Source organism: Microbulbifer sp. ABF4_107, assembly GCF_056312215.1.
On sequence record NZ_CM149983.1, the window covers coordinates 531272 to 557396 of the forward strand.

26 protein-coding genes are annotated in these 26125 nt (G+C 59.1%); 9 read left to right on the forward strand and 17 right to left on the reverse strand.

The annotated features are described in order from the left end of the window. Position 1: 1 nt before the first annotated feature. From ACYX4K_RS02045 to zntB, 3 genes are all read left to right on the forward strand, one after another. Positions 2-856, forward strand: coding sequence for an MBL fold metallo-hydrolase (locus ACYX4K_RS02045; protein WP_475093759.1), 855 nt, complete (start codon positions 2-4; stop codon positions 854-856). 71 nt (positions 857-927) lie between these two features. Then, complete coding sequence (locus ACYX4K_RS02050; protein WP_475093758.1) at positions 928-1791, forward strand: D-hexose-6-phosphate mutarotase; 864 nt, start codon at positions 928-930, stop codon at positions 1789-1791. Between the two features lie 14 nt (positions 1792-1805). Continuing rightward, complete coding sequence (gene zntB / locus ACYX4K_RS02055) at positions 1806-2774, forward strand: zinc transporter ZntB (protein ID WP_475093757.1); 969 nt, start codon at positions 1806-1808, stop codon at positions 2772-2774. Between the two features lie 31 nt (positions 2775-2805). On the opposite strand, the gene ACYX4K_RS02060 is transcribed toward zntB, so the two are convergent. The 11 genes from ACYX4K_RS02060 to dksA form a co-directional block, all read right to left on the reverse strand. Next, entirely contained in the window at positions 2806-3633 is an 828-nt protein-coding gene (locus ACYX4K_RS02060; protein WP_475093756.1) for an acyl-CoA thioesterase, read from the reverse strand. A gap of 53 nt (positions 3634-3686) precedes the next feature. Further along, positions 3687-4502, reverse strand: coding sequence for a 3-methyl-2-oxobutanoate hydroxymethyltransferase (gene panB, locus ACYX4K_RS02065; protein ID WP_475093963.1), 816 nt, complete (start codon positions 4500-4502; stop codon positions 3687-3689). Positions 4503-4600: 98 nt separating this feature from the next. Continuing rightward, positions 4601-5251: a deoxynucleoside kinase gene (locus ACYX4K_RS02070; protein ID WP_475093962.1), complete on the reverse strand. Its 651-nt coding sequence runs from the start codon at positions 5249-5251 to the stop codon at positions 4601-4603. A gap of 108 nt (positions 5252-5359) precedes the next feature. Further along, complete coding sequence (gene folK / locus ACYX4K_RS02075; RefSeq protein WP_475093755.1) at positions 5360-5836, reverse strand: 2-amino-4-hydroxy-6-hydroxymethyldihydropteridine diphosphokinase; 477 nt, start codon at positions 5834-5836, stop codon at positions 5360-5362. A gap of 13 nt (positions 5837-5849) precedes the next feature. After that, positions 5850-7340, reverse strand: a complete 1491-nt coding sequence (pcnB, locus tag ACYX4K_RS02080) for a polynucleotide adenylyltransferase PcnB (RefSeq protein ID WP_475093754.1) — start codon at positions 7338-7340, stop codon at positions 5850-5852. Positions 7341-8343: 1003 nt separating this feature from the next. Beyond that, a complete protein-coding gene (locus ACYX4K_RS02085; protein ID WP_475093753.1) occupies positions 8344-9738 on the reverse strand; it encodes a sigma-54-dependent transcriptional regulator in 1395 nt (464 codons plus the stop codon). 167 nt (positions 9739-9905) lie between these two features. Next, positions 9906-12884: an ATP-binding protein gene (locus ACYX4K_RS02090; RefSeq protein ID WP_475093752.1), complete on the reverse strand. Its 2979-nt coding sequence runs from the start codon at positions 12882-12884 to the stop codon at positions 9906-9908. Further along, positions 12874-13050: a hypothetical protein gene (locus tag ACYX4K_RS02095; protein WP_197023780.1), complete on the reverse strand. Its 177-nt coding sequence runs from the start codon at positions 13048-13050 to the stop codon at positions 12874-12876. Before ACYX4K_RS02095 ends, ACYX4K_RS02090 begins: the two co-directional genes overlap by 11 nt. A 262-nt stretch (positions 13051-13312) precedes the next feature. Beyond that, positions 13313-14014, reverse strand: a complete 702-nt coding sequence (locus ACYX4K_RS02100) for a glutamate--tRNA ligase family protein (RefSeq protein WP_475093751.1) — start codon at positions 14012-14014, stop codon at positions 13313-13315. Further along, on the reverse strand, positions 13987-14169 hold the full coding sequence (locus ACYX4K_RS02105) for a glutamate--tRNA ligase family protein (protein WP_475093750.1): 183 nt from the start codon (positions 14167-14169) through the stop codon (positions 13987-13989). The genes ACYX4K_RS02100 and ACYX4K_RS02105 overlap by 28 nt, the downstream gene beginning before the upstream one ends. Positions 14170-14320: 151 nt before the next feature. Then, positions 14321-14758 (reverse strand): RNA polymerase-binding protein DksA, encoded by a 438-nt coding sequence (gene dksA, locus ACYX4K_RS02110; protein WP_043317502.1) that lies wholly within the window; start codon positions 14756-14758, stop codon positions 14321-14323. A gap of 295 nt (positions 14759-15053) precedes the next feature. Between dksA and sfsA the strand changes: the two genes are divergently transcribed. Continuing rightward, the gene (gene sfsA / locus ACYX4K_RS02115) at positions 15054-15761 is read left to right on the forward strand and encodes a DNA/RNA nuclease SfsA (protein ID WP_475093748.1); all 708 of its coding nucleotides are present in this window, start codon (positions 15054-15056) and stop codon (positions 15759-15761) included. 13 nt (positions 15762-15774) lie between these two features. Here the strand turns inward: sfsA and ACYX4K_RS02120 are convergent, their stop codons facing one another. From ACYX4K_RS02120 to ACYX4K_RS02135, 4 genes are all read right to left on the reverse strand, one after another. Continuing rightward, complete coding sequence (locus ACYX4K_RS02120) at positions 15775-16119, reverse strand: Rieske (2Fe-2S) protein (protein ID WP_043317498.1); 345 nt, start codon at positions 16117-16119, stop codon at positions 15775-15777. A 228-nt stretch (positions 16120-16347) separates the two neighbouring features. After that, positions 16348-17409, reverse strand: a complete 1062-nt coding sequence (locus tag ACYX4K_RS02125) for a S1C family serine protease (RefSeq protein WP_475093747.1) — start codon at positions 17407-17409, stop codon at positions 16348-16350. 104 nt (positions 17410-17513) lie between these two features. Then, positions 17514-18401, reverse strand: coding sequence for a protease HtpX (gene htpX, locus ACYX4K_RS02130; protein WP_475093746.1), 888 nt, complete (start codon positions 18399-18401; stop codon positions 17514-17516). Between the two features lie 170 nt (positions 18402-18571). Further along, entirely contained in the window at positions 18572-18856 is a 285-nt protein-coding gene (locus ACYX4K_RS02135; RefSeq protein ID WP_475093745.1) for a TfoX/Sxy family protein, read from the reverse strand. 405 nt (positions 18857-19261) lie between these two features. On the opposite strand from ACYX4K_RS02135, the gene ACYX4K_RS02140 reads away from it, so the two are divergent. The 3 genes from ACYX4K_RS02140 to ACYX4K_RS02150 all read left to right on the forward strand — a co-directional run bounded on the left by ACYX4K_RS02140 (position 19262) and on the right by ACYX4K_RS02150 (position 21509). Further along, a complete protein-coding gene (locus ACYX4K_RS02140) occupies positions 19262-19990 on the forward strand; it encodes a M15 family metallopeptidase (RefSeq protein WP_475093744.1) in 729 nt (242 codons plus the stop codon). Between the two features lie 19 nt (positions 19991-20009). Beyond that, entirely contained in the window at positions 20010-20834 is an 825-nt protein-coding gene (gene cysE, locus ACYX4K_RS02145; protein WP_475093743.1) for a serine O-acetyltransferase, read from the forward strand. Between the two features lie 102 nt (positions 20835-20936). After that, entirely contained in the window at positions 20937-21509 is a 573-nt protein-coding gene (locus tag ACYX4K_RS02150) for a hypothetical protein (RefSeq protein ID WP_475093742.1), read from the forward strand. A gap of 6 nt (positions 21510-21515) precedes the next feature. Here ACYX4K_RS02150 and ACYX4K_RS02155 read toward each other — a convergent pair whose 3' ends face one another. Both ACYX4K_RS02155 and ppa read right to left on the reverse strand, forming a co-directional pair. Next, a complete protein-coding gene (locus ACYX4K_RS02155; protein ID WP_475093741.1) occupies positions 21516-22121 on the reverse strand; it encodes a DNA-3-methyladenine glycosylase I in 606 nt (201 codons plus the stop codon). A gap of 228 nt (positions 22122-22349) precedes the next feature. Then, complete coding sequence (gene ppa / locus ACYX4K_RS02160) at positions 22350-22886, reverse strand: inorganic diphosphatase (RefSeq protein WP_476178755.1); 537 nt, start codon at positions 22884-22886, stop codon at positions 22350-22352. Between the two features lie 304 nt (positions 22887-23190). On the opposite strand from ppa, the gene ACYX4K_RS02165 reads away from it, so the two are divergent. Both ACYX4K_RS02165 and ACYX4K_RS02170 read left to right on the forward strand, forming a co-directional pair. Continuing rightward, positions 23191-24657, forward strand: a complete 1467-nt coding sequence (locus ACYX4K_RS02165; RefSeq protein WP_475093740.1) for a glutamine synthetase family protein — start codon at positions 23191-23193, stop codon at positions 24655-24657. 62 nt (positions 24658-24719) lie between these two features. Next, positions 24720-26117, forward strand: a complete 1398-nt coding sequence (locus ACYX4K_RS02170; RefSeq protein WP_475093739.1) for an aldehyde dehydrogenase family protein — start codon at positions 24720-24722, stop codon at positions 26115-26117. The last annotated feature ends 8 nt before the right edge of the window (positions 26118-26125 follow it).

Here is a 26125-nt window from a genome sequence, read left to right on the forward strand (position 1 = left end):
TATGGCGATCAGATTTGCCTCCCTGGGAAGTGGCAGTAAGGGCAATGGCACTCTGGTCGCCTGTGGTGATCACTGCCTTTTGGTGGACTGCGGTTTCACCATCAAGGAAACCGAGCGGCGCATGGCGCGGCTCGGTATCTCTCCCGCGGATCTCTCCGCAATTCTCGTTACTCACGAACACAGCGACCATATGGGTGGTGTCGGCCCGCTTGCGCGCAAATACCGCCTGCCGGTCTATCTGACGCCGGGAACCCTGCGTGCACGGGACATTGGCACCTTGCCCGACGTCCAGCTGATCGAAGGGCACCAGCCATTTGCCATCGGAGATATTCAGGTTACCCCGGTGGCGGTTCCCCACGATGCGCGTGAGGCAGCACAGTTCGTGTTCCGCAGTCGTGGCAGCAGTCTGGGATTACTCACCGACCTCGGCACCATTACCCCGCATGTGGAGGCTCACTTTGGTGACTGTGATGCGCTTTTGCTGGAAGCCAATCACGATCCACAGATGCTCGCCCAGGGACCTTATCCGCCTTCTCTGAAGCGGCGTGTAGGGGGAGCTTACGGGCATCTCAGTAACCAGCAGGCTGCGGGTTTTTTGCAGCGGGTAGGGAGTGAGCGCCTGCAGCATCTTGTGGTGGCGCACATTAGTGAAAAAAACAACAGCCTGGAGCTGGCCCGCGCGGCGCTTGCGGAGGCGGCCTCCAAAGCCGCCAACTGTATTTACGCCTGCCAGCAGGAAGGCTTTGACTGGTTGCAGATTGAAACGTCGCTGACGCAGCCTGCGCTGGCGGAAATTCCCCCTATCAATATTGACGGTGCAGCGATAGAAAGCAGCCCGCTGGAAACGATAGACTAGTCATCCATTTCAAGCCGTGGCGCCAAGCCATCGCGCCGATCCGCAATAAAAATTCGAAACGGAGTTTCTCTGTGGCAGTAATTGAACAACTGACCCGCACCGATAGCGGTGCCCTCTACGGCAAGCCGGGCCTGGACCTGCTGTTGGTGGAGACCGACCTGTGCCGCGCGGTTATTGCGCTGCAAGGGGCCCAGGTGCTGGAGTTCAGCGCGCGCAATAGTGCCCCGCTGTTGTGGTTGAGCCCGGCCACCGCATTCGAGCCCGGCACGTCGGTGCGCGGCGGGGTACCGCTGTGCCTGCCGTGGTTTGGCGAAAACCGACAGGATCCATCCAAGCCAAAGCACGGCCTGGTGCGCGTACAACCGTGGACCCTCGCCGAAAGCGTGCTTGAGAGCGACGGCCGCGTATCCCTGACTCTGAAATACGAGCACCCCGGCGATACGATGTTCCCCGCAAGTTTCACCTGTTCGGTAAAAATCGGACTCGGAGAAACCCTGACATTCGATCTCGAACTCACCAATACCGCCGAGTTTGCCGCCGAGTACAGTTGGGCTCTGCACAGTTATTTCGCTGTTGCCGATGTGAATGAGGTCCAGGTGGAAGGCCTTTCCGGCGTTGAGTACCTCGATAAGACGCTGAATTTCGCGCGCGACCGCCTGGAGGGTAACCAGACCTTCTCCGGTGAGGTGGATCGGGTATTTGAGCAGGCGCCTGCCGCGCAAACGATCATGACGCCAAACCCGATTCGCGCCCGCAGTGAAAACTGCCACACGGTTATTACCTGGAACCCGGGCGCCGAACTGGCGTCCACCATCGGCGATATCGGCCCTCATTACCGCGGGTTTGTGTGTGTGGAGCACGGTAACGCCTTTGCCAATAGCTGGCAGCTGAGCGCCGGTGAAACTGCCAGTGCGCGGCTGGAACTGAGCCGCTAGGGCGGGAACTTCGAATGCAGGCAGGCTTGATACACGCCTATCTTCTGGACGGTAGTGGCCGCGGGCGCCGCTTGAACTGGACCGAAGTGGAAACCTGGGAGCCGGCCCAGGGGCGCCTGTGGGTGCACCTGGATTACACGGATAGCGACACCCGCACCTGGATTTGCGGTGCGGCAAAGCTGGATCCACTGGTGGCGGAAGCACTGCTTACCGAGGAAACCCGCCCGCGTACCACGTCGATGGAGAATGGTTTGTTGATTGCCCTGCGCGGGGTCAATCTCAACCCGGAATCTCAGCCAGAGGATATGGTTTCCATCCGCCTGTGGGCAGAGGAGACGCGGGTCATCAGTACTCGCAAGCGCCAGTTGCTTTCCATCAATGACCTCTGTCAGCAGCTGGAAAGTGGCCGCGGTCCACGCACTACCGCGGGGCTGGTGGTGGAGCTGGCAGACCTGCTGGTATGGCGGATGAGCGATACCGTGGACACTTTTGAAGACACCATCGACGACCTGGAGGACCGGGTCGTGGCCGGAGCCAGCGGCAGTTTGCGCCTGGACCTTGCGGTGCTGCGCAAACAGACCATCACCCTGCGTCGCTACCTGTCCCCCCAGCGGGAGGCCCTGGCGCGGCTGATGGTGGAGAAGCTGGACTGGATCGAAGAGCAGGACCGTCTGCAGTTGCGCGAAGTGAGCGACCGCTTGCTGCGCCATATCGAGGACATCGATGCGGTGCGCGAGCGCGCAGCGGTGACTCAGGAAGAGTTGATGAGCCGTATTTCCGAACAGCTCAACAGTCGTATGTATGTATTGTCGATTATTGCCGCAATCTTTTTGCCGCTCGGCTTTCTAACCGGCCTGCTGGGGGTGAACGTCGGGGGGATTCCCGGTTCCGAGAACCCCCAGGCGTTTGTGATTTTCAGCGTACTGCTGGTAGTTACCGTAGCGATCCAGCTGGTGGTATTCCGGTGGAAAAAGTGGCTTTAAACCTACAGCGCGCGCGGTTTAAGATATCTGCTTACCCGAAAATAGTGGCCGTCTGGCGGGAGAGGGCAATCAGTTGCCCATTTGAATCCCATAGGCGTGCCGCGATGACCGCGTAACCGTCTTCTGCCTGTTCCACTTCCGCCAGGTACTGCCACCAGTCGTTCGCGCTCGCGGTCGTATCCTGGGCCGCAGGCATCCACTCTACGGTCCAGGTCAGGGAGCTGGCGGGGACCAGGGTCTTCATTAGCGATAGTGCCGCTGGGGGCCACGCGTCGATCAGTGCCAGCAGGTGGCTGGTGGTGACCGGTTCACCGGTAGGTTCCTCACTGTCTTTCTTGAACCGGATCCAGCCGCCGATACGTCCTTCCTCACTGCCTGTGAAGGGCAGTGCGCCGGCACCCAACCGGTAATCAAACTTCTGGGTAAACTCTGGAACCAGTCCCTCAATATAGGGCAGTGCCTGGCAGTCGTCCGGTGCGGGAAATTCCGGTGCCTTACCCGTACCCACAGAAATCACAGACTCCCTGGATTTGCCAAAGCTCGCGAGCGCCACTGTGGTTATCTGCTCGCCCTGGGCGGCATGGGCCTCGATTTGCACTGCAGAGCGCCCGGCGCGCAGTGCACGGGCTGAAGTCGTCAGGCTACCCGCTTCAGCCGGTGCAACAAAGGAGAGGGTGAGTGAGCGCAGCGGCGTCTGTTGCGCACCCTCACCGGTGGCCTTTTCCAGAGTGGCTTCAATCGGCTGATATAGCATCGCCGCCACCAGGCCGCCAAATGTCGCGCGACCCTGGGTCCAGCCTGCGGGAATTTCCGGCTGCGCACTTTCCCGTGCGCCACGGATAATGGTTTCGAAATCCATACTGCTTGCCTGCTATCGAGATTCTTTACCGGTATTCTGTAGTCAACGGATTCTTAGCTAAAGCTGTGGTCTTTGTCGGGGAAGACACCGTTTTTTACATCTTCGGCGTATTTACGCAGCGCGCCGGGAATGTCGCCGGCCTCCACCAGGAAATTTTTGGAAAATTTCGGCGGCTTTTCGGTAAGTCCCAGAATGTCGTTGATGACCAGGACCTGGGCATCGGTGTGTGGGCCCGCACCAATACCGATGGTGGGCATGGTGACGGTTTCGGTGATCCGCTTGCCGAGGTCTGAGGGCACACACTCCAGTACCAGCAGGTCCGCCCCGGCTTCATCCAGCTGCACCGCATCATCGAGAATCTCGCCAGCGCGTTCGTCGTCCCGTCCTTGCACGCGGAAGCCTCCCAGCTTGTGAACAGACTGCGGTGTGAGCCCCAGGTGTGCACACACGGGAATTCCGCGTTCAGTCAGCATTTTTACCGTGGGCGCCAGCCAGGCGCCGCCCTCGATTTTCACCATGTGCGCGCCGGCTTGCATGATCCGGGTGGCGTTGGTGAGCGCCTGCTCCGGGGTGGCGTAAGTCATAAAGGGCAGATCGCCCATAATCAGCGACTTTTTATTGCCTCGCGCCACCGCTTCCACGTGGTAGATCATCTGCTCCATGGTGACAGGTATGGTGCTGTCGTAGCCGAGCACTGTCATACCGAGAGAGTCGCCAATCAGTAAGGTTTCCACGCCGGTTTTCTGGGCCATTGCCGCCATCGGCGCGTCGTACAGGGCGACGCAGATAAATTTCTCGCCGTCTGCTTTCATCTTTCGCAGAGTCTGTACCGTAACGGGTTTACTCAGCTCGCTGGATCCGTAGGGCATGGTGTTTTCTCGCGTTGCGGGCATTCGGCCCTGACTTTGTAGGTTATCGGCTGCGACGTCTTGTGGGCGCCGCGCTTCGAGCGCGCCGGGTCGGAGGTTTATTTCCCGGGATTGTAGTAGTGACGGCCGCTTTTCACGTTCAACAGGTATTCCACCAGTTGCTGGTAGTCGCTCTGCTCGTCGACGATATCGATTTCCGCACAGTTGACGATCAACAGGGGTGCCTGGTCGTAGTAGTGGAAAAAGTTGGTATAGGCCTCGTTGAGTGTGGCCAGGTAATCGTTGCTGATACTGCGCTCTGCCGCGATGCCGCGCTTGTGAATGCGCTCCTGCAGTACATTGAGCGGTGCCTGCAGGTAAATCACCAGATCCGGCTTGGGGGCTTCCAGTGTGAGATGCTGGTAGACCTGTCGGTAGAGTTGCAACTCGTCACTGTCCAGGGTGACCTCGGCAAACAGATGATCTTTTTCGATCAGAAAATCCGCCACCCGCACCGGCTTGAACATGTCGTCCTGGCGCAGCGCCTGGATCTGTTGCGAGCGCTGCAGCAGGAAGTGCAGCTGGGTCGGTAGCGCAGTGCTTTTGGGGTCGCGATAGAAGCGCTCCAGAAAGGGATTGTCTTCCGGAAGTTCCAGCAGCGTGTCGTAATTGAAAGTGGCTGCGAGCTTTTTCGCAAGGGTGGTCTTACCTACACCGATATTGCCTTCGACGGCGATAAAACGGGGCAGTTCACGGCCGATGAGATCCAGCTCGTGAGTGAGGTTTTCTGTTTGGTAGTCTTCGGTCGCTGGCGCGTCGGGGGCGGAAAGTTGGGGCACCGAAATTACTCCTTGTTTTTCCCTGGTTACGAACAACCGCTACAGCTGATGCAAGCGGTTTGCCGGGCACTGCTGAAGTAGCGTTTGCAGCGGAGTGCCATTGGGCATGATCAGGTCCGGGGCCAGGTCGGCCAGCGGAACCAGTACAAAATTCCGTTCCGGAATGCGCGGGTGGGGAACGCTCAATCGCGCTGTAGAAATTGTTTCGCTGCCGAACAGCAGGATATCCAGATCCAGTGTGCGAGCTCCCCAGCGCACGGTGCGCTCGCGACCGTGATTGTTCTCAATCGCCTGTAGCGCATCCAGTAGTGATTCTGCCGGCAGGCGCGTGTCCAGTGCTGCAACGGCATTGACGTAATCTGGCTGCTCTCCCGGGCCCACGGGCGCACTGGCGTATAGCGGGGAACGTGCGATCAGCTCCGTTTCCGGGACCCGGTCAATGGCGTCGAACGCACCGCGCAATTGCCCAGCGGGGTCTGCCAGGTTACTGCCGAGGCCAATATAACAGCGAGTCACTTGGGAATTCCGCTCAATCTGCCGGGCGTTCCGAACCGTTTGGACGTCTGCTGCGATTTCGGTTGCGACCACCGCGATTGCGGCGGCCGCGACTTTTGCTGGCGCGGGGGCCGTTGCGGGGCACGTCGCGAACCATCTGCAGGCGCTGCTCTTCGTCGGCCTGCTGGAAATCGGTCCACCACTGTCCGAGGCCTGCGGGAATCTCGCCGCTGTCTTCCCGCAGTAACAGGAAGTCGTAGGCAGCGCGGAAGCGCGGCATTTCCATCAGGCGGAAGGCGCGCTCGCCGCCGCGGCGCGGCAGACGGGACTGCATATCCCAGATCTCCCGCATGGGCATGGAGAAGCGCTTGGGGATGGCCGTATGGGCCAGCTGTGCGCTGGTAATTTTCTGCGCAGACTGGGCCAGCGCCGGCACCGGCGGAATACCTTTGCTTTCCAGGAACTGCTGCTCGCTGTTCACCGCTGGCCACAGCAGGGCCGCATACAGGAAAGCCGGGGTCACACGCTGGTCAGAGCGAATGCGGGTATCGGTGTTGCGCAGGGCCTGGCGGGTGAGCGCCAGGGCCTCGGGATGTTCCAGCATGCGCGCATTGTCGGGAAACAGATGCGGCCACAGATCGTGTTCCCGCAGCAGTTCAAAGGTGCGCTCGCCGTAGCCACTCATCAGCAGTTTCAGCACTTCGTCGAACAGGCGCGCCGGGGCGATGTTGCGCAGCAGTGGTGCCAGCTCTCGCAATGGGGCCGCGGTGTTGGGTTCGATGTCGAAATCCAGCTTTGCCGCAAAGCGTACCGCGCGCAGCATGCGCACCGGGTCTTCTTTATAGCGGGTTTCCGGGTCGCCGATCATACGGATCAGGCGCTGCTCAATGTCCTGGATGCCGCCGGTGTAGTCGTGGATCTCAAAGCCGTTGGTGGTGTAGTAGAGCGCGTTGACGGTGAAGTCCCGGCGCACCGCGTCACTTTCCAGATCTCCGTACACATTGTCCCGCAGCAGCATGCCGTGCTCGGATTGCTGCGCTTCGTGGGCTTCGCCATCGCTGTGGTGACCGCGGAAGGTGGTGACTTCGATCACTTCGCGACCGATACGCGCGTGCAGAATACGGAAACGGCGGCCGACGATGCGCGCACCGCGAAACAGCTGCTTGGCCTGTTCCGGCGTTGCATCGGTGGCCACGTCAAAATCTTTGGGGTGTCCGCCCAGTAACAGGTCGCGCACACCGCCGCCGACGATATAGGCCTCGAATCCGGCTTCCTGCAGCCGCTTCATCACGGTCAGTGCCGCACGGCTGACATCTCGGCGGGACAGACAGTGGTCGCTACGGGAGACTACGGTGCGGGAGCGGCTGGAAGATTTGGCAGGTTTGCGGTCGGAGCGCGGCGGGCGAGGGCTGGAAGCGGGGGATTGACCGGAATCGGACTGCCCGGTTTCCGCCTGGGTTTCGCCTTCGCTGGCTTTGGATTTGTTGTGCCAGCGCTTGATGCTGCTGATCAGGGTGTTGAACATACGGCTATCTGTGTTGTCCGCAGCCCGCTGGGACAGGGGCGGCTGTATCTATATCGGTGTACCTTCTTTCTACTTCCTGTGCGCCGGACGCTGTGTGTCGGGCACGGGGTGGTCGAAGATACTTGAACGGTAACCGGTGTGCTCCGGACCCTGGCTGTGGTGAGCCTGGCGCCGGATGCGGTATGAGGGCGGATTCTAACACATACAGCACAATGCACAGCTGCCGGGCCCACTCCTGTGGGGTCCAGCATCCAATATGCATCGATTGAAAAGAAAGAAAAGAAGGGAATTATTCTTATTCGGTATGAAGGCAGCGGCTTCCTTGCGCTATCAATTTGCTTTTCAGCAAACCCTCTCCCAGGCACAATCAGTCAGTTTGTCACGTGCTTGTCGTTATTTTTGTTGTCTTCTACAAATTATTGTTTTTGTTATTTCTGCTTATTCTTATTGTTTATTTTTATTATTCGTTGTTGTTCGTCACCCGAAGGTGACATTTTCTTGTTTATTTTTATTGTTGTTCTGAGCCTTATTATTGTTATTGGCTCTGTTTTGCTCCGGAATCGATCACTTTGGCTGTTATTGTCGATCTTCCCGCTATTATTTTTATTGTGTTGCGCCCGCTTATTGTCAGTTGTTATTAAGGCTTAAACAGTCATTTATTTTTATTCTTGGCTGTTATCGTTGTTTGACCTATACAAAGCAGATAGCGTGCCAACTTTAAAAAGTCCTTATAAATCAATGGCTTAACTTTTTCGGGAACTTTTTTCTGGCGCTGGAATACAGCTTTCCGTTACACAAGGTGAGGTAGTTGTTACTTGTCCGCCGGTGGGGGTAACACTTTCAGTTGTTACCAATTTCTCGTCGGGTAACCATTCTGTTACCGGCGCTCGGTAGTTCCATTGTTGCCGCTAACCTATTGATAATCTTGGGTTTTCTCATGGGCACAAAAAAGCCCGGGTGTTTCCAGCCCGGGCTTTCTGAGTGCGTTGGGGAGGGCGGTGCCTCAGGCTTCTGCCAGTCGCTTGGCCTTTTTGCGGGGGATCCCCAGCTTCTGGCGGCGCTCCCACAGGCATTTGCGGCTTACCCCGAGTTTCTTGGCCAGCTCGGTCTCGCTCATGGTTTCCTGGTGCTCGAGAACGAAACGCGCGAAATAGTCTTCCAGGGAGAGGTCTTCCCGCGGGTCTTCCCGCAGGCTGTTGCGCGGGCGCCGCTCGGGATCGGCCTCGTCGATGGGCACCAGGTCCAGATCAATATCGAGGGTACGGTGATCGATCTCGGTGGTGTCCTCCGTCAGGATCACCGCCCGTTGAATGGCATTCTCCAGTTCGCGGACGTTACCCGGCCAGGTGTAAGTGGTTACCGCCTGTATCGCTTCCGGTGACAGTTTCAGGGTGGCGCGGTTGACCTTCGCGCAGAATTTCTCCAGCAGCTTCTCCGCGATACTCAGCACGTCCTTGCCGCGCTCGCGCAGGGGCGGCAGGGTCATCTGTACCACGTTGATGCGGTAATAAAGGTCTTCGCGGAATTTGTGCTCGGCGGCCAGCTGGCGCAGGTTGCGGTGGGTGGCGGCGACGAGGCGTACATTCACCTTGCGGGATTCGATGGCGCCGATGGGGCGAACTTCCCCTTCCTGCAGTACCCGCAGCAGGCGGGCCTGGGCTTCCAGAGGGAGCTCACCGATTTCATCGAGGAACAGGGTGCCGCCGTCGGCCGCGGCAATCAACCCCTCGCGGGCGGTCTGGGCGCCGGTAAAGGCGCCTTTTTCGTGACCGAACAGCTCAGCTTCAATCAGGGTTTCCGGGATGGCGGCGCAGTTTACCGAAATCAGTGGCTTGCCATTGCGCTTGCTCTCCTCGTGGATCGCGCGCGCTACCAGCTCCTTACCGGTCCCGGTTTCACCGTGGACCAGTACGGTGGCATCGGTGGGGGCTACTTTGTGGATGCGGGCATAGAGGTCGCGCATCACCGGGCTGTCGCCGATCATGCCGGAGATAGCGCGACCCTCGGCCTTGCTGTCTGCGGCAGCGGCGCCGGCGGCGCGATTCTGCTCGGCCTTGCCGATTACCCGGCGCACAGTGGCGAGCATCTCGTCGTGATCAAAAGGCTTGGCAATATAGTCGGCGGCACCCATGCGCATGGAGTCCACCGCGGAGCGCAGGCTGGCATAGCTGGTCATGATCAGCACCGGCACGTCGCCAGCGAGCTTCAGCAAATCGGTGCCCGGCGCGCCGGGCAGGCGCAGGTCGGAGATGATCAGATCCATGTCCGCAAGGCGGTATTTGGTGGTGGCCTCGCGGACCGAGCCGGCTTCACTGATCTTGTAGCGGTGCCGCTCCAGCAGTTTGCGCAGGGCAGTGCGGATAATGGCTTCATCTTCTACGATCAGAATGTGGCTCATGTGTTACGCCTGGTTACAAAGTGTTCAGTGGGGGCTAAGTTTTACCTTTTGGGCGTTTCGATGCAACCCAGCTTCGGCTTTCTGATTAAAAAATGTTCTAAAATCTCTGTCTGCTGGTAACCTTTTGGTCATAAGCGGTCTTTTTCTGGCTATTCAAGACTCACCATTCACCCTTCCAGAAGCGGAATCTGCACGATAAACCGCGCGCCGCGGCCGGTATCTGCATGGGCGGGGCTCACCAGTTCCAGTTGTCCGCCGTGCTCTTCCACAATGCTGTACACCATGGCCAGCCCCAGGCCGGTGCCTTCCCCCGGTTCCTTGGTGGTGAAGAAGGGCTCGAGAATGCGCTCGCGGTGGGCCGGGGAGATCCCCGGGCCGTTGTCGGTGACCGCGACGCAGGCGAGCCCCGCGCGGCTGTAACCCTCGACCTCAATGTGCCCGCCGTCCGGGCTGGCATCGCGGGCGTTACTCAACAGGTTGATAAATACCTGGATCAGGCGCTGATTGTCACCCAGGCCGATCAGGTCTGCGGGCACATTATTGGCGAAGGTGACCTCGGTCTTGTCCCGCTGCAGGGACAGCAGTTGCACCGCCTCCTCCACACAGGCGCGCATGTCGACCGGGGCCTTTTCGGTTTCCTGATTGCCGCTGTGGGAGAAACTCACCAGGGAGTGCACGATGCGGCTGATTCGCTGGGTCTGGCTCAGGATCTGGTCTGCGGTTTCCAGCACTTCCGGGTTGTCGGATTCAAACTGGAGGTTCTGCGCCAGGCAGGCAATGCCGGTTACCGGGTTGCCGACCTCGTGGGCGACGCCCGCGGCCAGGCGGCCGACGGAGGCCAGGCGCTCACTGTGCATCAGCTCCTGTTCCAGTACCTGGGTCTCGGTGATGTCTTCCATCAGCAGCATCTGGCCGTCGCCGCGATTGTCTTTGCCGCGGGCCGTGTTTTCCCGGCCGTATTTCCCCGCACGCTGTTTCAGGCGTGTCTTGTGCAGGTTCAGCCAGTGGCTGGTGCCCTCAATATCCACCTGCTGTTTGAAGCGGCTGTCGTCCTCGGAAAACGCAAACTCCGTCAGCAACGCGCGCCAGGGCTCCGGCAAGTACTCGGGCTTGGAACCGATCACTTCGCTGGCGGTGATCCCGGTGAGATCCGCCATGGCGTAATTCCACAGCAATATCTCCCCATCACGGCCCAGGGAGCAGGCGGCCATGGGCAGTTCTTCCAGCATCTGCCGGTGGTACAGGCGCAGGTTGTTCAGCTCTGCGGCGAGGCCGGTGAGCTGGTTCTTGTAGCGGCTGAGGCGGGTCTCGATCAGGTTGATGTCTTTGTTGGCCGGTTGATCGCCGGTGACAAACGGCAGGTGGCGATCCAGGATCTGGCCGGCGAGCACGCGACCCAGCAGGCCGGAGAGGTTGGCTTCCAGGCGATCGCGCAATTGCCGCAGGGCGTAGGGGCGGCGTTCTTCTTCGGTCAGGTTCAACTGGCGCAGGGCGCGGCCCACTTCCTGGCTGGCGGTGGCGGCGCCGAGGCTCTCGGAGAGACGCAGGCGGAATTCTGCGGCGGTCTGTACGTCGAGCTCCAGGCGCAGGGCCTGGCTGATGGAGTCGTCGCTGCACAGGTCGGCGGCATAGCGTTCGAGGCTGGAGGTGCGGGTAAAAATCGACAGGCACACAAACAGCAGGATATTGGCGGACAGCGACAGGGTGGTGATCTGCGGCCAGATTTCCATACCCAGCGGAATGCGATAACTGCCGATGGTAATGCCACTGTTGCCCACCATGGCCGGGAACAGCAGGCCCGCGGCCCAGATCAACATCCCCGCCAGCAGGCCGCCGATAAACCCGCGGCGGTTGCCCTGGGGCCAGTGGATCACGGCGAAGATACCCGGCAGGAACTGCAGTGAGGCGATAAACGCGATGATCGCCAGGTCGGACAGGGACAGGCGGTTGTTCAGCAGCAGATAGAACGCGAAGCCGGCGAGGAACAGCGCGGCCACCAGCGCCCGGCGCAACCACAGCAACTGGCGGTACATATTGTCGTCGGACTGCCAGCGGGTTCCGGGCAGCAGCCAGTGGTTCATCACCATGGTGGCCAGCGCCAGGGTGATCATGATCAATGCACCGGTGGCGGCAGACAGGCCGCCGACAAACGCGAGAATGGTCAGTGTCGCAGAGCCGCTGGCGCGAGGCACTGCCAGGGTGAAGTATTGCACCGGTTCTGTCACATCCAGCGCAAAGCCTGCCCACATTATCGGGAATATCGGCAGTGCCATCAGCAGCATAAACAGGGGGAATCCCCAGCTGGCGGTGCGCAGCCCCTGGGTGGCGGGGCGCTCGGCAATGCTCAGGTAGAAGATATGCGGCATGGCCACTGCGGTGGCAATAAACACCAGCAGCAGCGTGTGCGATGAGCCCTGTTTGATGGGGGAGTACAGCAGTTGCTGCATATCGCTGTTATCTGCCAGCCAGTTATCCAGCCCGCCCAGCCCACCAAATACGCCGTATACGGCGTAGAGACCCACCGCGAGCAGCGCAACCAGTTTGACCACGGATTCCAGTGCCATGGCACTGGCGAGTCCGGCGCGCCGTTTGCGCGAGGCACCGTAAGTACTGGTGAAAACGGCGAGCAGCACGCAGTAGAAAAAGGCGATGAGGTCTTTGCTGGTAACACCGGTATCCGGCAGCGCCATGGCCGCCACATTGTCCCGGGAAAGCAGAGCGAGAGTTTCCGCTACCGCCTGAATCTGCAGCGCGATCAGCGGAAGCAGGCCCAGCAACATGAATAAGGTGGCAAGGGTTCCGGCCTCACGGCTGTGGTAGCGGAATACCAGAAGGTCTGCGGGGGAGGTGAGCTGGTAGCGCTGGGCGAGCCTTGCCAGGGGCTCCAGAGCCACGGGGGCGAACAGGAACATGGCGCCGGTACCGAGGTAGTATGCGAGTACGCCGTACCCGTGCTGCCAGGCGAGGTCGATGATGCCGTAGTAGGTCCAGGCGCTGAGGGAGACGCCCAGAGAGAGTACGTAGAAAAAGGGGTGACGCACCCAGTTGGTCGGCAGCCAGCCTTTGGAGGTGGCGAAGGCGACGAAGAACAGCGCAAATATGTAGGCGACGCCGATCAGCGCAATATTGACGATCTCAAAGGTCATCGGGTTTGCGCCTCCGCTGTATAAATATCGCCAGCAGGATCAGGACGAACCAGAGGATAAACGGGCGATACCAGGCGCCGGTGGGGTTGATCATCCAGGTGAATACGGTGGGGCTGAATACGTAGCCCACCAGTACAAGCAGGATTAACAGGGTGCGGTTGCTCATTGATGGCCTGTTTGGGCGTCCTGCGGTGAGGCAGATCGATCTCGGGAAAACTGGCGCAAAATGTTAATGCGCGGTTGGGGTGGAGTTCAACTTTTGTGAATCTTTTGGGTGTAGTGGCGGCGCCGCTACCGGGTATGTCTTTTCAAGACACGCCGTGAACCCGTCCCTGGGGGCTCTGCACCGCCATCCATGGCGGTGAAGGTCTTGCAAAGACATACCCGGTATCGCCACCTTATCCCTGACCACATTGAGCCATTGATTGCTAATTGAGCAATCGGTTGCGAATATCAACGGCTTTTCTATGCCAGTGCGCATTGGCCCACGAAAGCACACGCGCCGGCGTTTCGGATTCGAGTCCCGGTGGCGGATGAAACCCGAGAAAACCCAGCGCCTGAACAAGATTTTCCGAAGCCTTGTCGTCATCCAGTGGTGCAGCGTGATTCTGCTTGCTGAGTTTTTGACCGCCCTCATTCATCACCAGCGGCAGGTGACCGTATTCGGGTGGTTCGGCGCCGAGGGCGCGGAAGAGTTGCTGTTGAACACCCGTGCAATCCAGCAGATCGGCGCCGCGCACCACGCAATTGATACCCTGTTCGATATCGTCGACGACGACGGCGAGCTGGTAGGCGTAGAGGCCGTCTTTGCGTTTGAGGATGGGATCTTCGGTAATGGTCTCGGTCTGTTCGCCCTGCCAGATATCCACAAATTTTTCGGTGGCGCCGGTGCAGTGGAAGCGCAGGGCGTGGGGGCCCTGTTCGCCGACGCAGTCGCTGCGGCGGTGACCGCCGGCTTTGCGTACCTGTTCGCGGGTGCAGGAACAGGGATAGACCAGGTCTTGAGCGCGCAGTTGATCGAGTGCCTGTTGATAGAGTGAATAGCGCTGGCTTTGCCAGACAATCGGGCTGTGGCTGTGCAGGCCGTGGGCGTGCAGGGATTTCAGGATGCGTGCCGCGGCGCCGGGCATTTCCCGGGGGGATCCAGGTCTTCCATGCGTATCAGCCAGTGTCCGCCATGGGCGATGGCGTCGAGGTGGCTGCCGAGGGCACAAACCAGTGAGCCGAAATGCAGAGGACCGGTGGGGGAGGGCGCGAAGCGTCCGGTGTAACAGTGGGAAGTCATTTGTTTGGTGTGTGGCGCGTAGCGATCGGGCGGCACTGCGTAGGTGGTTCGTTCACAAGAAACCATCCATGGTGCGCTGCCCGGCCCGGCCCGGCCATCCTTGGCCGGTCGTGAATTCGCGCAGCGAGCAGTGCTCTCTACGCGCGCGAATTCACCCAGAGATCTGTTTCTCTTTAATTTCCGCCAGGGTTTTGCAGTCCACACACAGGGTGGCGGTGGGACGGGCTTCCAGGCGGCGGATGCCGATTTCGACGCCGCAGGCTTCGCAAAAGCCATAGTCGTCCTGATCGATCAGCTCGATGGTGGAGTCTATTTTTTTGATCAGCTTGCGCTCGCGGTCGCGGGTGCGCAGTTCCAGGCTGAATTCTTCTTCCTGGCTGGCGCGATCCGCAGGGTCCGGAAAGTTCGCAGCTTCATCTTTCATATGAGTTACGGTGCGATCCACCTCTGCCATTAATTCGGCCTTCCAGGCCAGAAGCAGCTTGCGGAAATGCTCCTGCTGCTTCTCATTCATGTACTCCTCGCCCTTCTGTTCCTGATAGGGCTCAAAGCCGTGCAGAGAATCGGATTTCGCAGCAGTATTGGGCATAGTCATTGCCTCTCTCGTAAATCGGGCCCTACTTAATCGGGGCACTACAACCAAATTCAAGCCTAGCAGGCGAAAGCCTGGACCTCAGGCTGTATTAAAGCCGCTATCGCGACCAAGCCGTGGAAACTATCAAATCTCTCCCGACAGTGCCACAAAATGTTGCCGTACCGGCCTGCCACCGATGATCCTCCCACAATGGATGACCCGGTTGGTGTATTCTGGCGGCCAAAATTTCCCCAAGTTGTCGTCCACATCTACAAGTGATGACTTTTTGAGCAAAAAGCGAGAAGTCCCCGTGAAACTCAGCCCCCCACTGGCCCAGGGTAAACTCCTGCGCCGCTACAAACGCTTTCTGGCCGACATTGAATTACCGAATGGTGAAATTATAACCATTCACTGTCCCAACACCGGTTCCATGAAAAACTGCTGGGCAGAAAACACCCCCTGCTGGTACTCCGACTCCGGCAACCCGAAACGCAAATACCGCCACACCCTCGAACTCTCCACCACCCCCGAAAGCGCCCTCGCCGGTGTAAACACCGGGCGCGCCAACCACCTCGTGGAAGAAGCCATTCGAAATGGCGTGGTGAAAGAGTTGCAGGGGTACGAAACCCTGCGCCGGGAAGTGAAATACGGAGAGGAAAACAGCCGCATCGACTTCCTGCTCAGCGGTGAGCAGGGCGACTGCTATGTAGAAGTAAAAAACGTCACCCTCGCTGAAGGTGCGCGTGGACTCTTCCCCGACGCCGTCAGCGCCCGCGGCAGCAAACACCTGCGCGAATTACAGAAACTCGCCCAGACCGGCACCCGCGCCGTCCTCTTCTACTGCGTCCAGCACACCGCCATCGAAACCGTAGAAGCCGCCGCCGAAATAGACCCCGTTTACGCCGCCGCCTTGAAAGAAGCCGTCGCCGCAGGCGTAGAAGTCATCGCCTACCGGGCCAAACTCGACGCAGAAGAAATCTGCCTTATCGAGCCAGTACCCTATCGGTCCGTCGAATAATTGAGCGGATTAATCAGTCCGCCAACAACACATAGAGCCCGTCCTGTGCGTACTCCACCGGTACCGGCGTCAGCGCATCCCCCGCACAGGGCCCTGCAATGCATTCCCCGGTGCTGATCTCAAACAACGCACCGTGGGAAGCACACTGGATCAACGCCTTCTCCGAATCCAGAAACTGATCCGGCTGCCACTCCAGGTTGATTCCCCGGTGCGGGCACACATTCTTGTATGCGTAGACCTCACCGTCTTTCTTCACCGCAAAAACATTGTCCATCCCAGCGCTCTTCTCACCCAGAGAAAAGCCTTTGGAATCGCCTTCGTTGAGGTCTTCGTAGCCGCAGAGGAAATGTTTTTGCATGGGGAAAACTAACGCTTAATAAGTGATAACTGAGCACGCAGTGTAGCGAAAAGATGGCAGGGAAAACTACCTGAGGAGTTGGGGCGAAGGCGGCGATGCCGGGTAAGGCCTTGTGAGACCTTCAAAAACATGGATGTTTTTGCAGAGCCCCCAGGGATGGGTGCACGGCGTGTCTCACAAGGCCTTACCCGGTAGCGGCGCCGCCACCGGAGTAGCAAGCGGAGTCAATCAGGGAGCCGCAAGAACAAGAGAAGTCTGATAAGCCTCCCCGTCCCGCAAATAATCCACCCGCACCCGATCCCCAGGCTGCCGGTTCTCCAGCAAATTCATCAAATCGTCGTAATTGTTCACCGGCTGGCCATCGATCCCCACAATCACATCACCCAGCTGCCAGCCACCACGGCTGCCACGATAAACCCCGCGCAGCCCCGCCTTCTCCGCCGGCATCCCCGGCGCCGTGCGCAGCACCGCCACACCGGTAAAATCGTAACGGCTCGCCCACTGGTCCGGAGCCGACTCAATCCCCAGAATCGGCCGCACCAAACGACCGTGGGCAATCAACTCCGGCACGATTTTCTTCACCGTATCCACCGGAATCGCAAAACCAATACCGACACTCGCGCCGCTAGGGCTGTAAATCGCCGTATTCACCCCAATCAGCCGCCCGCTACTGTCCAGTAGCGGGCCCCCGGAATTCCCCGGATTGATCGCCGCATCCGTCTGAATCACATTGCGAATCGTCCGGTTCCCCGCCGCCTCAATCTCCCGCCCAAGCGCGCTCACCACCCCCGTCGTCAGCGTTGTATCCAGGCCAAACGGATTGCCAATCGCCAGCACCTTGCGGCCAACGGCAAGGCCTGCAGATTCACCCGCCACCAGCGGTTTCAGCAATTCCTGCGGCGCATTGATCTTCAATACCGCCAGATCTTTCTCCGGCGCCGATCCCACCAGTTGCGCAGGCCACTCACTGCGATCCTGCAGGGTAATAGTGATCTTGCGTGCCTTCTCGATCACGTGGAAATTGGTCACCACATGCCCCTGGTCGTCCCAGATGAACCCGCTGCCGGAACCCTTGGGCACCGAGTGCAAGCGCAGGGTCCAGCGGTCGCGCACCAGCGTCTCATTGGTGACAAACACCACCGACGGACTGGCAAAATTGAACACCTGCATGGTGTTGGTTTCATCGTCGGTAGCGAACTGGGGAACGCGGGAATCGGCGCTGGCGCCGATAGCGAGGCAGGTAAGAGCGAGGGTAATGGCGAAACGGGAGAAAAAATTGATCACAGTCATAGCGTGGGCGGATTCCTGCGTGAATTATTAATTTGGCCGCAGGGCCGGTTCGAAAGTAGTGCCCGAGATGGGCACTACTTTAAGGTGCGGAATAAAAGCTGCGGTCAACGAGCAGAATTTTGCAGCGCCAGGATCCGATCCTCAAGGGGCGGGTGGCTGGCCAGCAGGGCGGCCATGCTGTTGCCGTAGATACCGAAGGCCTTCATGTTGGCCGGCAGCGGCTCCTCACGGCCCGCCTCGGACTCGGCCTTGATGCGCGCCAGTGCCGCAATCATCGCATTGGGGCTCGCCAGGTGCGCACCAGCCGCATCCGCGCGATATTCGCGGCGGCGACTGAACCAGGCCACCACCATCATCGCAAAGAACCCGAAAACGATATCCATCACGATAGAGGTGATGTAGTAGCCGATGCCCAGCCCCTGTTCGTTGCGCAGCAATACCCGGTCCACAAAGAAACCTACAAGGCGCGCGAAGAACATCACAAAGGTGTTCACAACTCCCTGGATCAAGGTCAGGGTAATCATGTCGCCATTGGCGACGTGACCGATTTCGTGACCGATCACCGCGCGGGCTTCGTCGCGATTGAAGCGTTGCAGCAGTCCGGCACTCACCGCCACCAAGGCACTGTTGCGGTTCCAGCCGGTGGCAAACGCATTGGCCTGGGGCATGGGAAATATACCCACGTCAGGCATACCGATACCCGCTTTCTGGGACAGCTCGCGTACGGTTTCCACCAGCCAGCGCTCGTCCGCGGTTTGTGGCTGGTCGATGATCTGTACTCGCATGCTCTTGCGCGCCATAAACTTCGACAGCAGCAGCGAAATAAACGCGCCGCCAATGCCGAAAATGGCACACATCAGCAGTAGTCCGGGCAGGTTCAGGTTGACGCCGTTAGCGTCGAGAATTCCCTGGATCCCCAGCAGGTTGAAGATGATGCCGACCAGCACCATCACCGCCAGGTTGGTAAGCAGGAATAGCCCTATACGCAGCATGTGCATTCTCCGAAGGGTAAGCAGAAACCGAATAATAATAAGGTGGAACCATCAGTCCCACAGGGCGATTGATACCGCGCGGCGGGCCTTTCCGGTTTCGCTTTAGATAGGGTCGTGTCAGACCAATTGCAAGTCAGGAGAAGGCAAATTTGAACGGGAAGATACCGGGGTCAGGCGCTGTCCTTACGCGACAGCAGTTGCTCGGCTTCACTGACTAGGTTGGCTTTCAGGTCCGGGTCCAGATCGTTCCAGTGGACGTCGAGTATTGCGCCCTGCAGCGCGTAGAGAAGAACCCGCGAGGCATTGATGCCGCGGCGGCGAATACTGGCGAATGCCTCGGCCGGGCCGACGCGATGCAGGTCATCCAAATTGCGGATGCCGATGGAATGCAGGATGTTTACGGAGGCAAGTCCCAGGTTTTTCAGTTTCAACAACTCTGACTGACTTGGGTGCATAAAATTCTTCCCTGAACTTTTTGACAGTGTGGCAATCGCTAGTCCTTTGCGCCTGCCTGAGGTGGCCCGGTGAACCTCTCACTCAACCCGGCCCAACTGTAACGGGCGCTCAACATAGCACAAAAAAATAAAAGGCCAAACCGCCAACTATTCTTGATCGATGGCCATCTTCGCGACCATTGGACAGCGCCTTGTGCGGTGCCTGACGGGCGTTACCAATTGCAGTAAAGTGACGAAACATTGGCGTTGGTCGAAATGCATCGTCGGGTACAATTGTGCTATTTAGTCAGGCCTGCAGCAAAAGCCTAGTCTGCATTTCGTACTTTTGCAGGTCGCCCGTTTCTGTTTCGTCGCTCCCGGTGGGCGATTGGGCCCGGATCGGGACGTTTCAAAGTTGGGAATCTGATGCACCCATTAATCCGTGACATGCTGTTCGGGCTCACCGATGCCCACGTCATCCTCGAGCCGGAGTCCGGTCAACTGATGCATCCGGAGGCGCTCACTGCGTTCGACCAGTTGCGTCGCGATGCGCGCGATGCCGGCTTCGAGCCCAAAGTCGTCTCCGGGTTTCGAGGATTTGAGCGCCAGCGGACCATTTGGAATGCCAAGGCTTCGGGGCTGCGGCCGGTGTTGGACAGCGACGGCTGCCCGCTGGATCTGGGACAAATGTCGCCTGAGGACGTTCTGTTCGCCATCTTGCGCTGGTCCGCTCTGCCCGGTGCTTCGCGCCATCACTGGGGGACGGATTTCGATGTGATTGATGCCGCTGCGGTGCCGGAGGATTATCCGGTACAGCTGACGCCGGAGGAGGTTGCCGATGACGGTGTCTTTGGTCCGTTTCACCGCTGGCTGGATGAGCGCATCGCCGCTGGTGAAAGTCGCGGGCTATTTCGCCCCTATGACGAGGACCGCGGTGGTGTGGCGCCGGAGCGCTGGCACTTGAGTTATGCGCCTCGCGCCCGTGAGTTTCAGGACCTGCTGAGCGAGCGGGTACTGATAGAGCAGATTCTGAGCTGTGAAAAAACACAGGAGCTTTCGCTGACAGAGTGCATTTGTACGCAGATGCCGAAAATCTATCCGCGTTTTATTGCGATACCGGATGCCGCTTACCCAAAAAATATCACCCGCCTGTAGGCGGAGTGTTGCTACAGGAGTGAACACCATTTCTTTAAGCGATGTGAATGACCGCGCATTGAAAGAGCGCGATATCTGGTCCGCGATGCGTGCGGAGGCCGCTGTGGCGGCTTCGGGTGAACCGGTGCTGGCCAGCTATTTTCACAACACGGTGCTACGCCACAACAGCATCGATCGTGCTCTGGCTTACCAGCTGGCGTCGGTGCTGGATCACGCGGCCTTGACTGCCACTGCCCTGCAGGAAGTCATCGCCGCGGCGCTCGCGGATGACCCCACTATTTCTCAGTGCATGCAGGCGGATATCTGTGCCTGGTTCGACCGCGACCCCGCTTGCGATCAGTACCTGATGCCATTTCTCTACTTCAAAGGCTTCCACGCTCTGCAGTCTCATCGCATTGCGCACTGGTTGTGGAAAAAAGGGCGCCACACTCTGGCGCTGTACTTCCAGAGCCAGGTATCTGAACAGTTCGCGGTGGATATCCACCCTGCGGCCCGCTTTGGCTGCGGCATCATGATCGATCATGCCACCGGGTTTGTGGTGGGTGAAACCTGTGTGGTGGAAGACGATGTCTCCATCCTGCACTCCGTCACCCTGGGCGGCAGTGGCAGTGGCGGTGGCGACCGTCACCCCAAAATTGGTCGCGGCGTCATGATTGGCGCGGGTGCCAAGGTGCTGGGGCCTGTACAGATCGGGGAGGGTGTAAAGATAGCCGCGGGCAGCCTGGTACTGCGAGATGTTCCCGCCCATTCCACCGTAGCGGGTGTGCCGGCGCGGGTCGTGGGAGGGAAATGTGAAGGGGCACCGGCCTACACAATGGATCAGACACTGGATTCCGATGATTAAATTGGTTTGAATAGTTGTTGCAAATTACGCCTCTGGGGCGAATAAAATAAAAATGCCGGTAACCAACGGCATCACTATCGAGACCACAATTGAGGTAACGGAATGACGGAATCGACGTACAGCGTTATTTTCCGCGGCGATCTTGAGCCGGGATACACGGTGGCGGATGTGAAAGCCAATTTCGCGCGTCTGTTCAAAGCTGGCCCGGAAACCGTGGAAAAGCTGTTTAGCGGTCGCCCGCTGGCGATCAAAAAGGGACTGAGCCAGGCGCAGGCGGAGCAATTGCAGGCCACCCTGGCCCGTCACGGCGCCCTGTCCTCCGTCAAGCCGGAAGGCGAACCGGAGCAGCCCGCCGCGCCTAGCCCCGCGCCACAACCGGTCGAGTCCCCGGCAGCGCAAGCTGAGCCCGCGCGGCAAGCAAGCCCGGAGCCTGAGGCGGCGCCGGAAGGTGGCCTCTCCCTCGCGCCAATGGAAGGGTATCTTCTCAAGGATCACGAGCGCAGCAAGATTGCCCCGGTAAAGGTGCCGGTAAGCCATTTGAGCCTGAAGCCCGCCGGCGGGAATCTGGTGGAGGCGAGTGAACAACAGGCGCCTCCACCGGTTCAGGTGCAGGTGCCGAACTGGCAGCTGGGTAGCCATATTACCGGTAAGGCAAAATTCAAGCTGCCCGAATGATCGGGCTCATGGCCGCTTGAAGTTTTTCCTGGCCTTGTCCACTGCCTTGCGGGTCGCGCAGCCTTCCGCATGGTCATTGATCAGTCCCATTGCCTGCATAAACGCGTAAACGGTGGTGGGGCCGACGAATTTCCAGCCGCGCTTTTTCAGATCCTTGGAAATGGCCTTGGAGACGTCGGAAGTGGAAGCGGTTTGCGGCGCGATATTCACTGATTCATCCGGCTCAAACTTCCAGAAATAGGCCGCCAGTGAACCTTCCTCTTTCACCATTTCGCGGGCGCGCTGAGCGTTGTTGATCACCGCCTCTATCTTTCCCCGGTGGCGCACAATGCCCGCGTCCTGCAGCAGCCGCTCTACATCCTTCTCAGAATATTTCGCCACCTTGTTGAAGTCGAACTGCTTGAACGCTTTGCGAAAATTTTCCCGTTTGGCGAGGATGGTTCGCCAGCTCAGCCCGGATTGAAACCCTTCCAGGCAGATCTTCTCAAACAGGCGCTGGTCGTCGTCCACCGGGAACCCCCACTCGTTGTCGTGGTAGGGGAAGAAGTCGTCGGTGGCTGCGCACCAGCCGCAACGGGGCTTGCCGTCGGGGCCATTGATGGTGGTTGGCATGAAAGCTGCTCCGAATAAATAGACCCGGCTATTTAACGGGCACAAAAAAGCCGGCGCAAGGCCGGCTTCTTATGTTCGAGAAAATTACCCAACAGGTGAACAGTGCGGGCAAAAAGTACTCGATTGCCATCCATGGCGAGGCCCAGGTGTGTTCGATCTGGCCCCGGCCCCGCCATCCCTGGCGGGTCGCTAAACCGCGCGCAAAGCGATGCTTTGCAAGCGCGCGACTTAGCCCTCTTCTTTCAGGTAGCGCTCGCGGGAAGCCATTACTTCCTTGCGCGCCGCGTCAGCGTCGGCCCAGCCGTTTACCTTCACCCACTTGCCTGCTTCCAGGGCTTTGTAGTTTTCGAAGTAGTGCTCGATCTGCTTGATCAGCAGCTCCGGCAGGTCGCCGATTTCATTAACGTGGTCGTACAGCTTGGTCAGCTTGGTGTGCGGTACCGCCAGCAGTTTGGCGTCTACACCGGATTCGTCGGTCATGTTCAGCACGCCGATCACGCGGGAGCGGATTACGGAGCCAACCATTACCGGGTAAGGCGCGACAACCAGCACGTCCAGGGGGTCACCGTCTTCAGACAGGGTCTGGGGTACGTAGCCGTAGTTGGCCGGGTAGAACATGGGGGTAGCTACGAAACGGTCTACGAATACCGCGTCTGCGTCCTTGTCGACTTCGTATTTGATCGGATCGTGGTTGGCCGGGATCTCGATGATTACGTTGATATCGTTGGGCAGGTCTTTGCCTGGAGAAACCTTGTCGAAGCTCATTGCTGGTCCTGACTAATGTGTGATCGGAAAATTTGGAGGCCGGATTATATACCCTGAGCGGTCGCTAACATAGTCACTAGTATTAGATCCTGTGGCGCCTCCGCTCCCGGGTACAACCTTGCGAGACACGCCGTAGACCCGTCCATGGGGGCTCTGCACCGCCATCCATGGCGGTGAAGGTCTCGCAAGGTTGTACCCGGGATCGGCGTCTTCGCACGGTAGATCGCTGCGTTGACTATGCTTGAGGGCAAGAATCCACCTGCCTTGATCGCATGACGCGGTGGTCACAATAACGGAGCTTCTCATGGACGAGTCCACCGAACTGCCGCCTTCCTCGCCGGCATCCGTCACCACATCGGTCTCTGCCCCTTCCCCCGCGGCCAATGGCACGCCCCGGGCGCTGAACCCCCGCGAGGTGCGCACGGTGGCCGACGCCAGGCGGATTGTGGAAGCGCGCAACCTGACCCATGTAAAGGTGGGGCTGTTTGATAACGACGGGGTGATGCGCGGCAAGTATATGAGCCGGGAGAAGTTCTTCTCCGCTCTCGACAAGGGCTTTGCTTTCTGTGATGTGGTGCTGGGCTGGGATATCCAGGACCAGTTGTACGACAACGCCCGCTATACCGGTTGGCATACCGGCTACCCCGATGCACCGGTACGTATCCTGCCCCACACCTGTCGCGAGGTGCCATTTGAGGATGGCATGCTGCTGTTCCTCGCCGAGTTCGAGGGCGCGGCGGAGGCGGTGTGTCCGCGGGCACTGTTGCGGCGCGTGATCGAGCGCTGTGAGAAGGCCGGCTTTGCGCCCCATGCGGCGCTGGAGTACGAGTTCTTCGTGTTCGACGAGACCCCGGATTCCGCCCGCGCCAAGGGCTACCGGGACCTGAAGCCGTTTACCCCCGGCTGGTTTGGCTACTCGATGATTCGCAATTCCGTACACGCGGACCTTTACCACGAGATTCTGGCGTTTGCCGAGCAGATGGATTTCCCCATCGAGGGGCTGCATACGGAAACCGGACCCGGTGTGCTGGAGGCGGCGATCACTGTCGACAATGCGGAGGCGGCCGGCGACAAGGCGGCACTGTTCAAAACCTTTATCAAGGTGCTGGCGGAGCGGCGTGGCCTGATGGCGACCTTTATGGCCAAGTGGTCCAACGATTACCCCGGCCAGAGTGGGCATATTCACGTCTCTCTGCGCAATAAAAAAGACAACGCCTCAGCGTTTTATGCCGAAGGCGAGCTCTACTCCATGAGCGATATCCAGCGGCACTTTCTCGCCGGTCAGCAGCGATTGATGCCGGAATTGTTGTGTATGGTCGCGCCCACCATCAACAGTTACCGGCGCATGATCCCGGGCTTCTGGGCGCCTACCGACGCCACCTGGGGTGTGGAAAACCGCACCGCGGCACTGCGGGTAATACCCGGCAGCGACAAATCTCAGCGCCAGGAGTACCGGCTCGGCGCCGCCGATGCCAATCCCTATCTCGCCCTGGCCGTCGCGCTGGGCTCCGGTCTTTACGGCATCGAGCAGGGTTGGGAACCGGGCGAAGCCGTGCAGGGAAATGCGTATGAAGCGGAGCATCCCGAGGAGCTGGCACTACCGCGTACACTGTGGGATGCGGCGCAAAAGCTCAAGCAATCGAAAGCGGCGCGAGACCTGTTTGGCGACGCGTTTGTCGAACATTTCGCCGCGAGTCGAGAGTGGGAAGAGCGGGAATACCGCAAGCATATCGGCGACTGGGAATTGCAGCGTTACTTCGAAATTATTTAACTCAGCCCCCTTAATCGAGTCCGATATTCACCTCCTTGTTCAGGCAGGAAGCCGATAGATTTATGCAAAAAATCCAGTGCACCTCTCCTATCGACAACAGCGTTTATGTCGAGCGACCGCTGGCCACGGAATACGAAATCCAGAACGCGTTGAGCAGCGCTGAAGGTGCACAGCAGAGCTGGAAACGGGTACCTGTGTCCGAGCGCGCGGCACTGGTACGCGCCGCAGTGAACGCCCTGCAGCAGAAAAAGGCGCAACTGGCGGAAGAGATCTGCTGGCAGATGGGGCGGCCAATTCAGTACGCTGGTGGTGAAATCGACGGCCTGGCCGAGCGCGCGCTGTTTATGGCAGATCTGGCCGAAAACGAAAATGGCCCGCTGGCGGATATTCGGTTGTCGGAAAAGCCGGGATTCAATCGCTTTATTCGCCGGGAGCCACTGGGAACCAGCTTTGTGATCGCCCCCTGGAACTATCCCTACCTGACCGCTATCAATGCGATCGCGCCGGCAATACTGGCGGGCAACAGTGTCATCCTCAAACACTCTGCACAAACACCGCTGTGCGCTGAGCGCCTGGTGCAAGCATTTACCGAGGCTGGATTGCCGCAAGGCGTTTTCCAGTATTTGCATCTGGATCACCGGGACGCAGAACAGATCCTTATCAACGGCGGTGTGCAGCATGTGGCGTTTACCGGCTCCGTCGCCGGCGGGGCTGCGGTGGAAAGTGCGGCAGCCGGACGTTTTCTCTCTGTTGGCCTGGAGCTTGGCGGAAAAGATCCGGCATACGTGCGCGCCGATGCCGACCTCGAATATGCGGTAGCCTCGGTTGTGGACGGGGCCTTTTTCAACTCCGGTCAGTCCTGCTGTGGCATCGAACGGGCTTATGTTCACGAATCGCTGTTTGAAGAATTTGTGCGGCGTGCGACTGCGCTGATTCGCGAGTATCGCCTCGGCCGCTCGGATCAGCAGTCCACAACGCTTGGCCCACTGGTGCGTGCCAGTGCGGCGGACTTTGTGCGTGACCAGATTGATGAGGCTGTGGAACAGGGTGCTCAGGCACATATTGATGGCGGAGATTTTGAGCTGGACCAGCGCGGCAGTACTTATATGGCTCCGCAGCTGCTTACCAACGTCAATCACAATATGCGGGTGATGAGTGAGGAATCTTTTGGCCCGGTATTGGGGGTGATGCCGGTGGCGGGTGATACCGACGCACTGTCGCTGATGAACGACAGCGAATACGGCCTCACCGCCGCCATCTATTCTGCAGATCCAGAGGCCGCACGGGCGCTAGGAGATAAGCTGCAGACCGGCACGGTATTCCTGAATCGCTGCGATTATCTCGACCCTGCTCTGGCCTGGACCGGCGTCAAAAATTCCGGACGCGGCTGCACCTTATCCGGTGTCGGCTTCGAACATCTCACCCGCCCGAAATCCTTCCACTTCAAGTTAAACCTCTGAGTCAGACC

What these genes read in the sequence shown, in the direction of transcription:
- ACYX4K_RS02045 (WP_475093759.1), top strand. Translation starts at nt 2, where the DNA reads ATGGCGATCAGATTTGCCTCCCTGGGAAGTGGCAGTAAGGGCAATGGC.
- zntB (WP_475093757.1), top strand. Translation starts at nt 1,806, where the DNA reads ATGCAGGCAGGCTTGATACACGCCTATCTTCTGGACGGTAGTGGCCGC.
- ACYX4K_RS02060 (WP_475093756.1), bottom strand. Translation starts at nt 3,633, where the DNA reads ATGGATTTCGAAACCATTATCCGTGGCGCACGGGAAAGTGCGCAGCCG.
- panB (WP_475093963.1), bottom strand. Translation starts at nt 4,502, where the DNA reads ATGCCCTACGGATCCAGCGAGCTGAGTAAACCCGTTACGGTACAGACT.
- pcnB (WP_475093754.1), bottom strand. Translation starts at nt 7,340, where the DNA reads ATGTTCAACACCCTGATCAGCAGCATCAAGCGCTGGCACAACAAATCC.
- ACYX4K_RS02085 (WP_475093753.1), bottom strand. Translation starts at nt 9,738, where the DNA reads ATGAGCCACATTCTGATCGTAGAAGATGAAGCCATTATCCGCACTGCC.
- ACYX4K_RS02090 (WP_475093752.1), bottom strand. Translation starts at nt 12,884, where the DNA reads ATGACCTTTGAGATCGTCAATATTGCGCTGATCGGCGTCGCCTACATA.
- ACYX4K_RS02095 (WP_197023780.1), bottom strand. Translation starts at nt 13,050, where the DNA reads ATGAGCAACCGCACCCTGTTAATCCTGCTTGTACTGGTGGGCTACGTA.
- ACYX4K_RS02100 (WP_475093751.1), bottom strand. Translation starts at nt 14,014, where the DNA reads ATGCCCGGCGCCGCGGCACGCATCCTGAAATCCCTGCACGCCCACGGC.
- ACYX4K_RS02105 (WP_475093750.1), bottom strand. Translation starts at nt 14,169, where the DNA reads ATGACTTCCCACTGTTACACCGGACGCTTCGCGCCCTCCCCCACCGGT.
- dksA (WP_043317502.1), bottom strand. Translation starts at nt 14,758, where the DNA reads ATGCCCAATACTGCTGCGAAATCCGATTCTCTGCACGGCTTTGAGCCC.
- ACYX4K_RS02120 (WP_043317498.1), bottom strand. Translation starts at nt 16,119, where the DNA reads ATGCAAAAACATTTCCTCTGCGGCTACGAAGACCTCAACGAAGGCGAT.
- ACYX4K_RS02125 (WP_475093747.1), bottom strand. Translation starts at nt 17,409, where the DNA reads ATGACTGTGATCAATTTTTTCTCCCGTTTCGCCATTACCCTCGCTCTT.
- htpX (WP_475093746.1), bottom strand. Translation starts at nt 18,401, where the DNA reads ATGCTGCGTATAGGGCTATTCCTGCTTACCAACCTGGCGGTGATGGTG.
- ACYX4K_RS02135 (WP_475093745.1), bottom strand. Translation starts at nt 18,856, where the DNA reads ATGCACCCAAGTCAGTCAGAGTTGTTGAAACTGAAAAACCTGGGACTT.
- ACYX4K_RS02140 (WP_475093744.1), top strand. Translation starts at nt 19,262, where the DNA reads ATGCACCCATTAATCCGTGACATGCTGTTCGGGCTCACCGATGCCCAC.
- ACYX4K_RS02150 (WP_475093742.1), top strand. Translation starts at nt 20,937, where the DNA reads ATGACGGAATCGACGTACAGCGTTATTTTCCGCGGCGATCTTGAGCCG.
- ACYX4K_RS02155 (WP_475093741.1), bottom strand. Translation starts at nt 22,121, where the DNA reads ATGCCAACCACCATCAATGGCCCCGACGGCAAGCCCCGTTGCGGCTGG.
- ppa (WP_476178755.1), bottom strand. Translation starts at nt 22,886, where the DNA reads ATGAGCTTCGACAAGGTTTCTCCAGGCAAAGACCTGCCCAACGATATC.
- ACYX4K_RS02165 (WP_475093740.1), top strand. Translation starts at nt 23,191, where the DNA reads ATGGACGAGTCCACCGAACTGCCGCCTTCCTCGCCGGCATCCGTCACC.
- ACYX4K_RS02170 (WP_475093739.1), top strand. Translation starts at nt 24,720, where the DNA reads ATGCAAAAAATCCAGTGCACCTCTCCTATCGACAACAGCGTTTATGTC.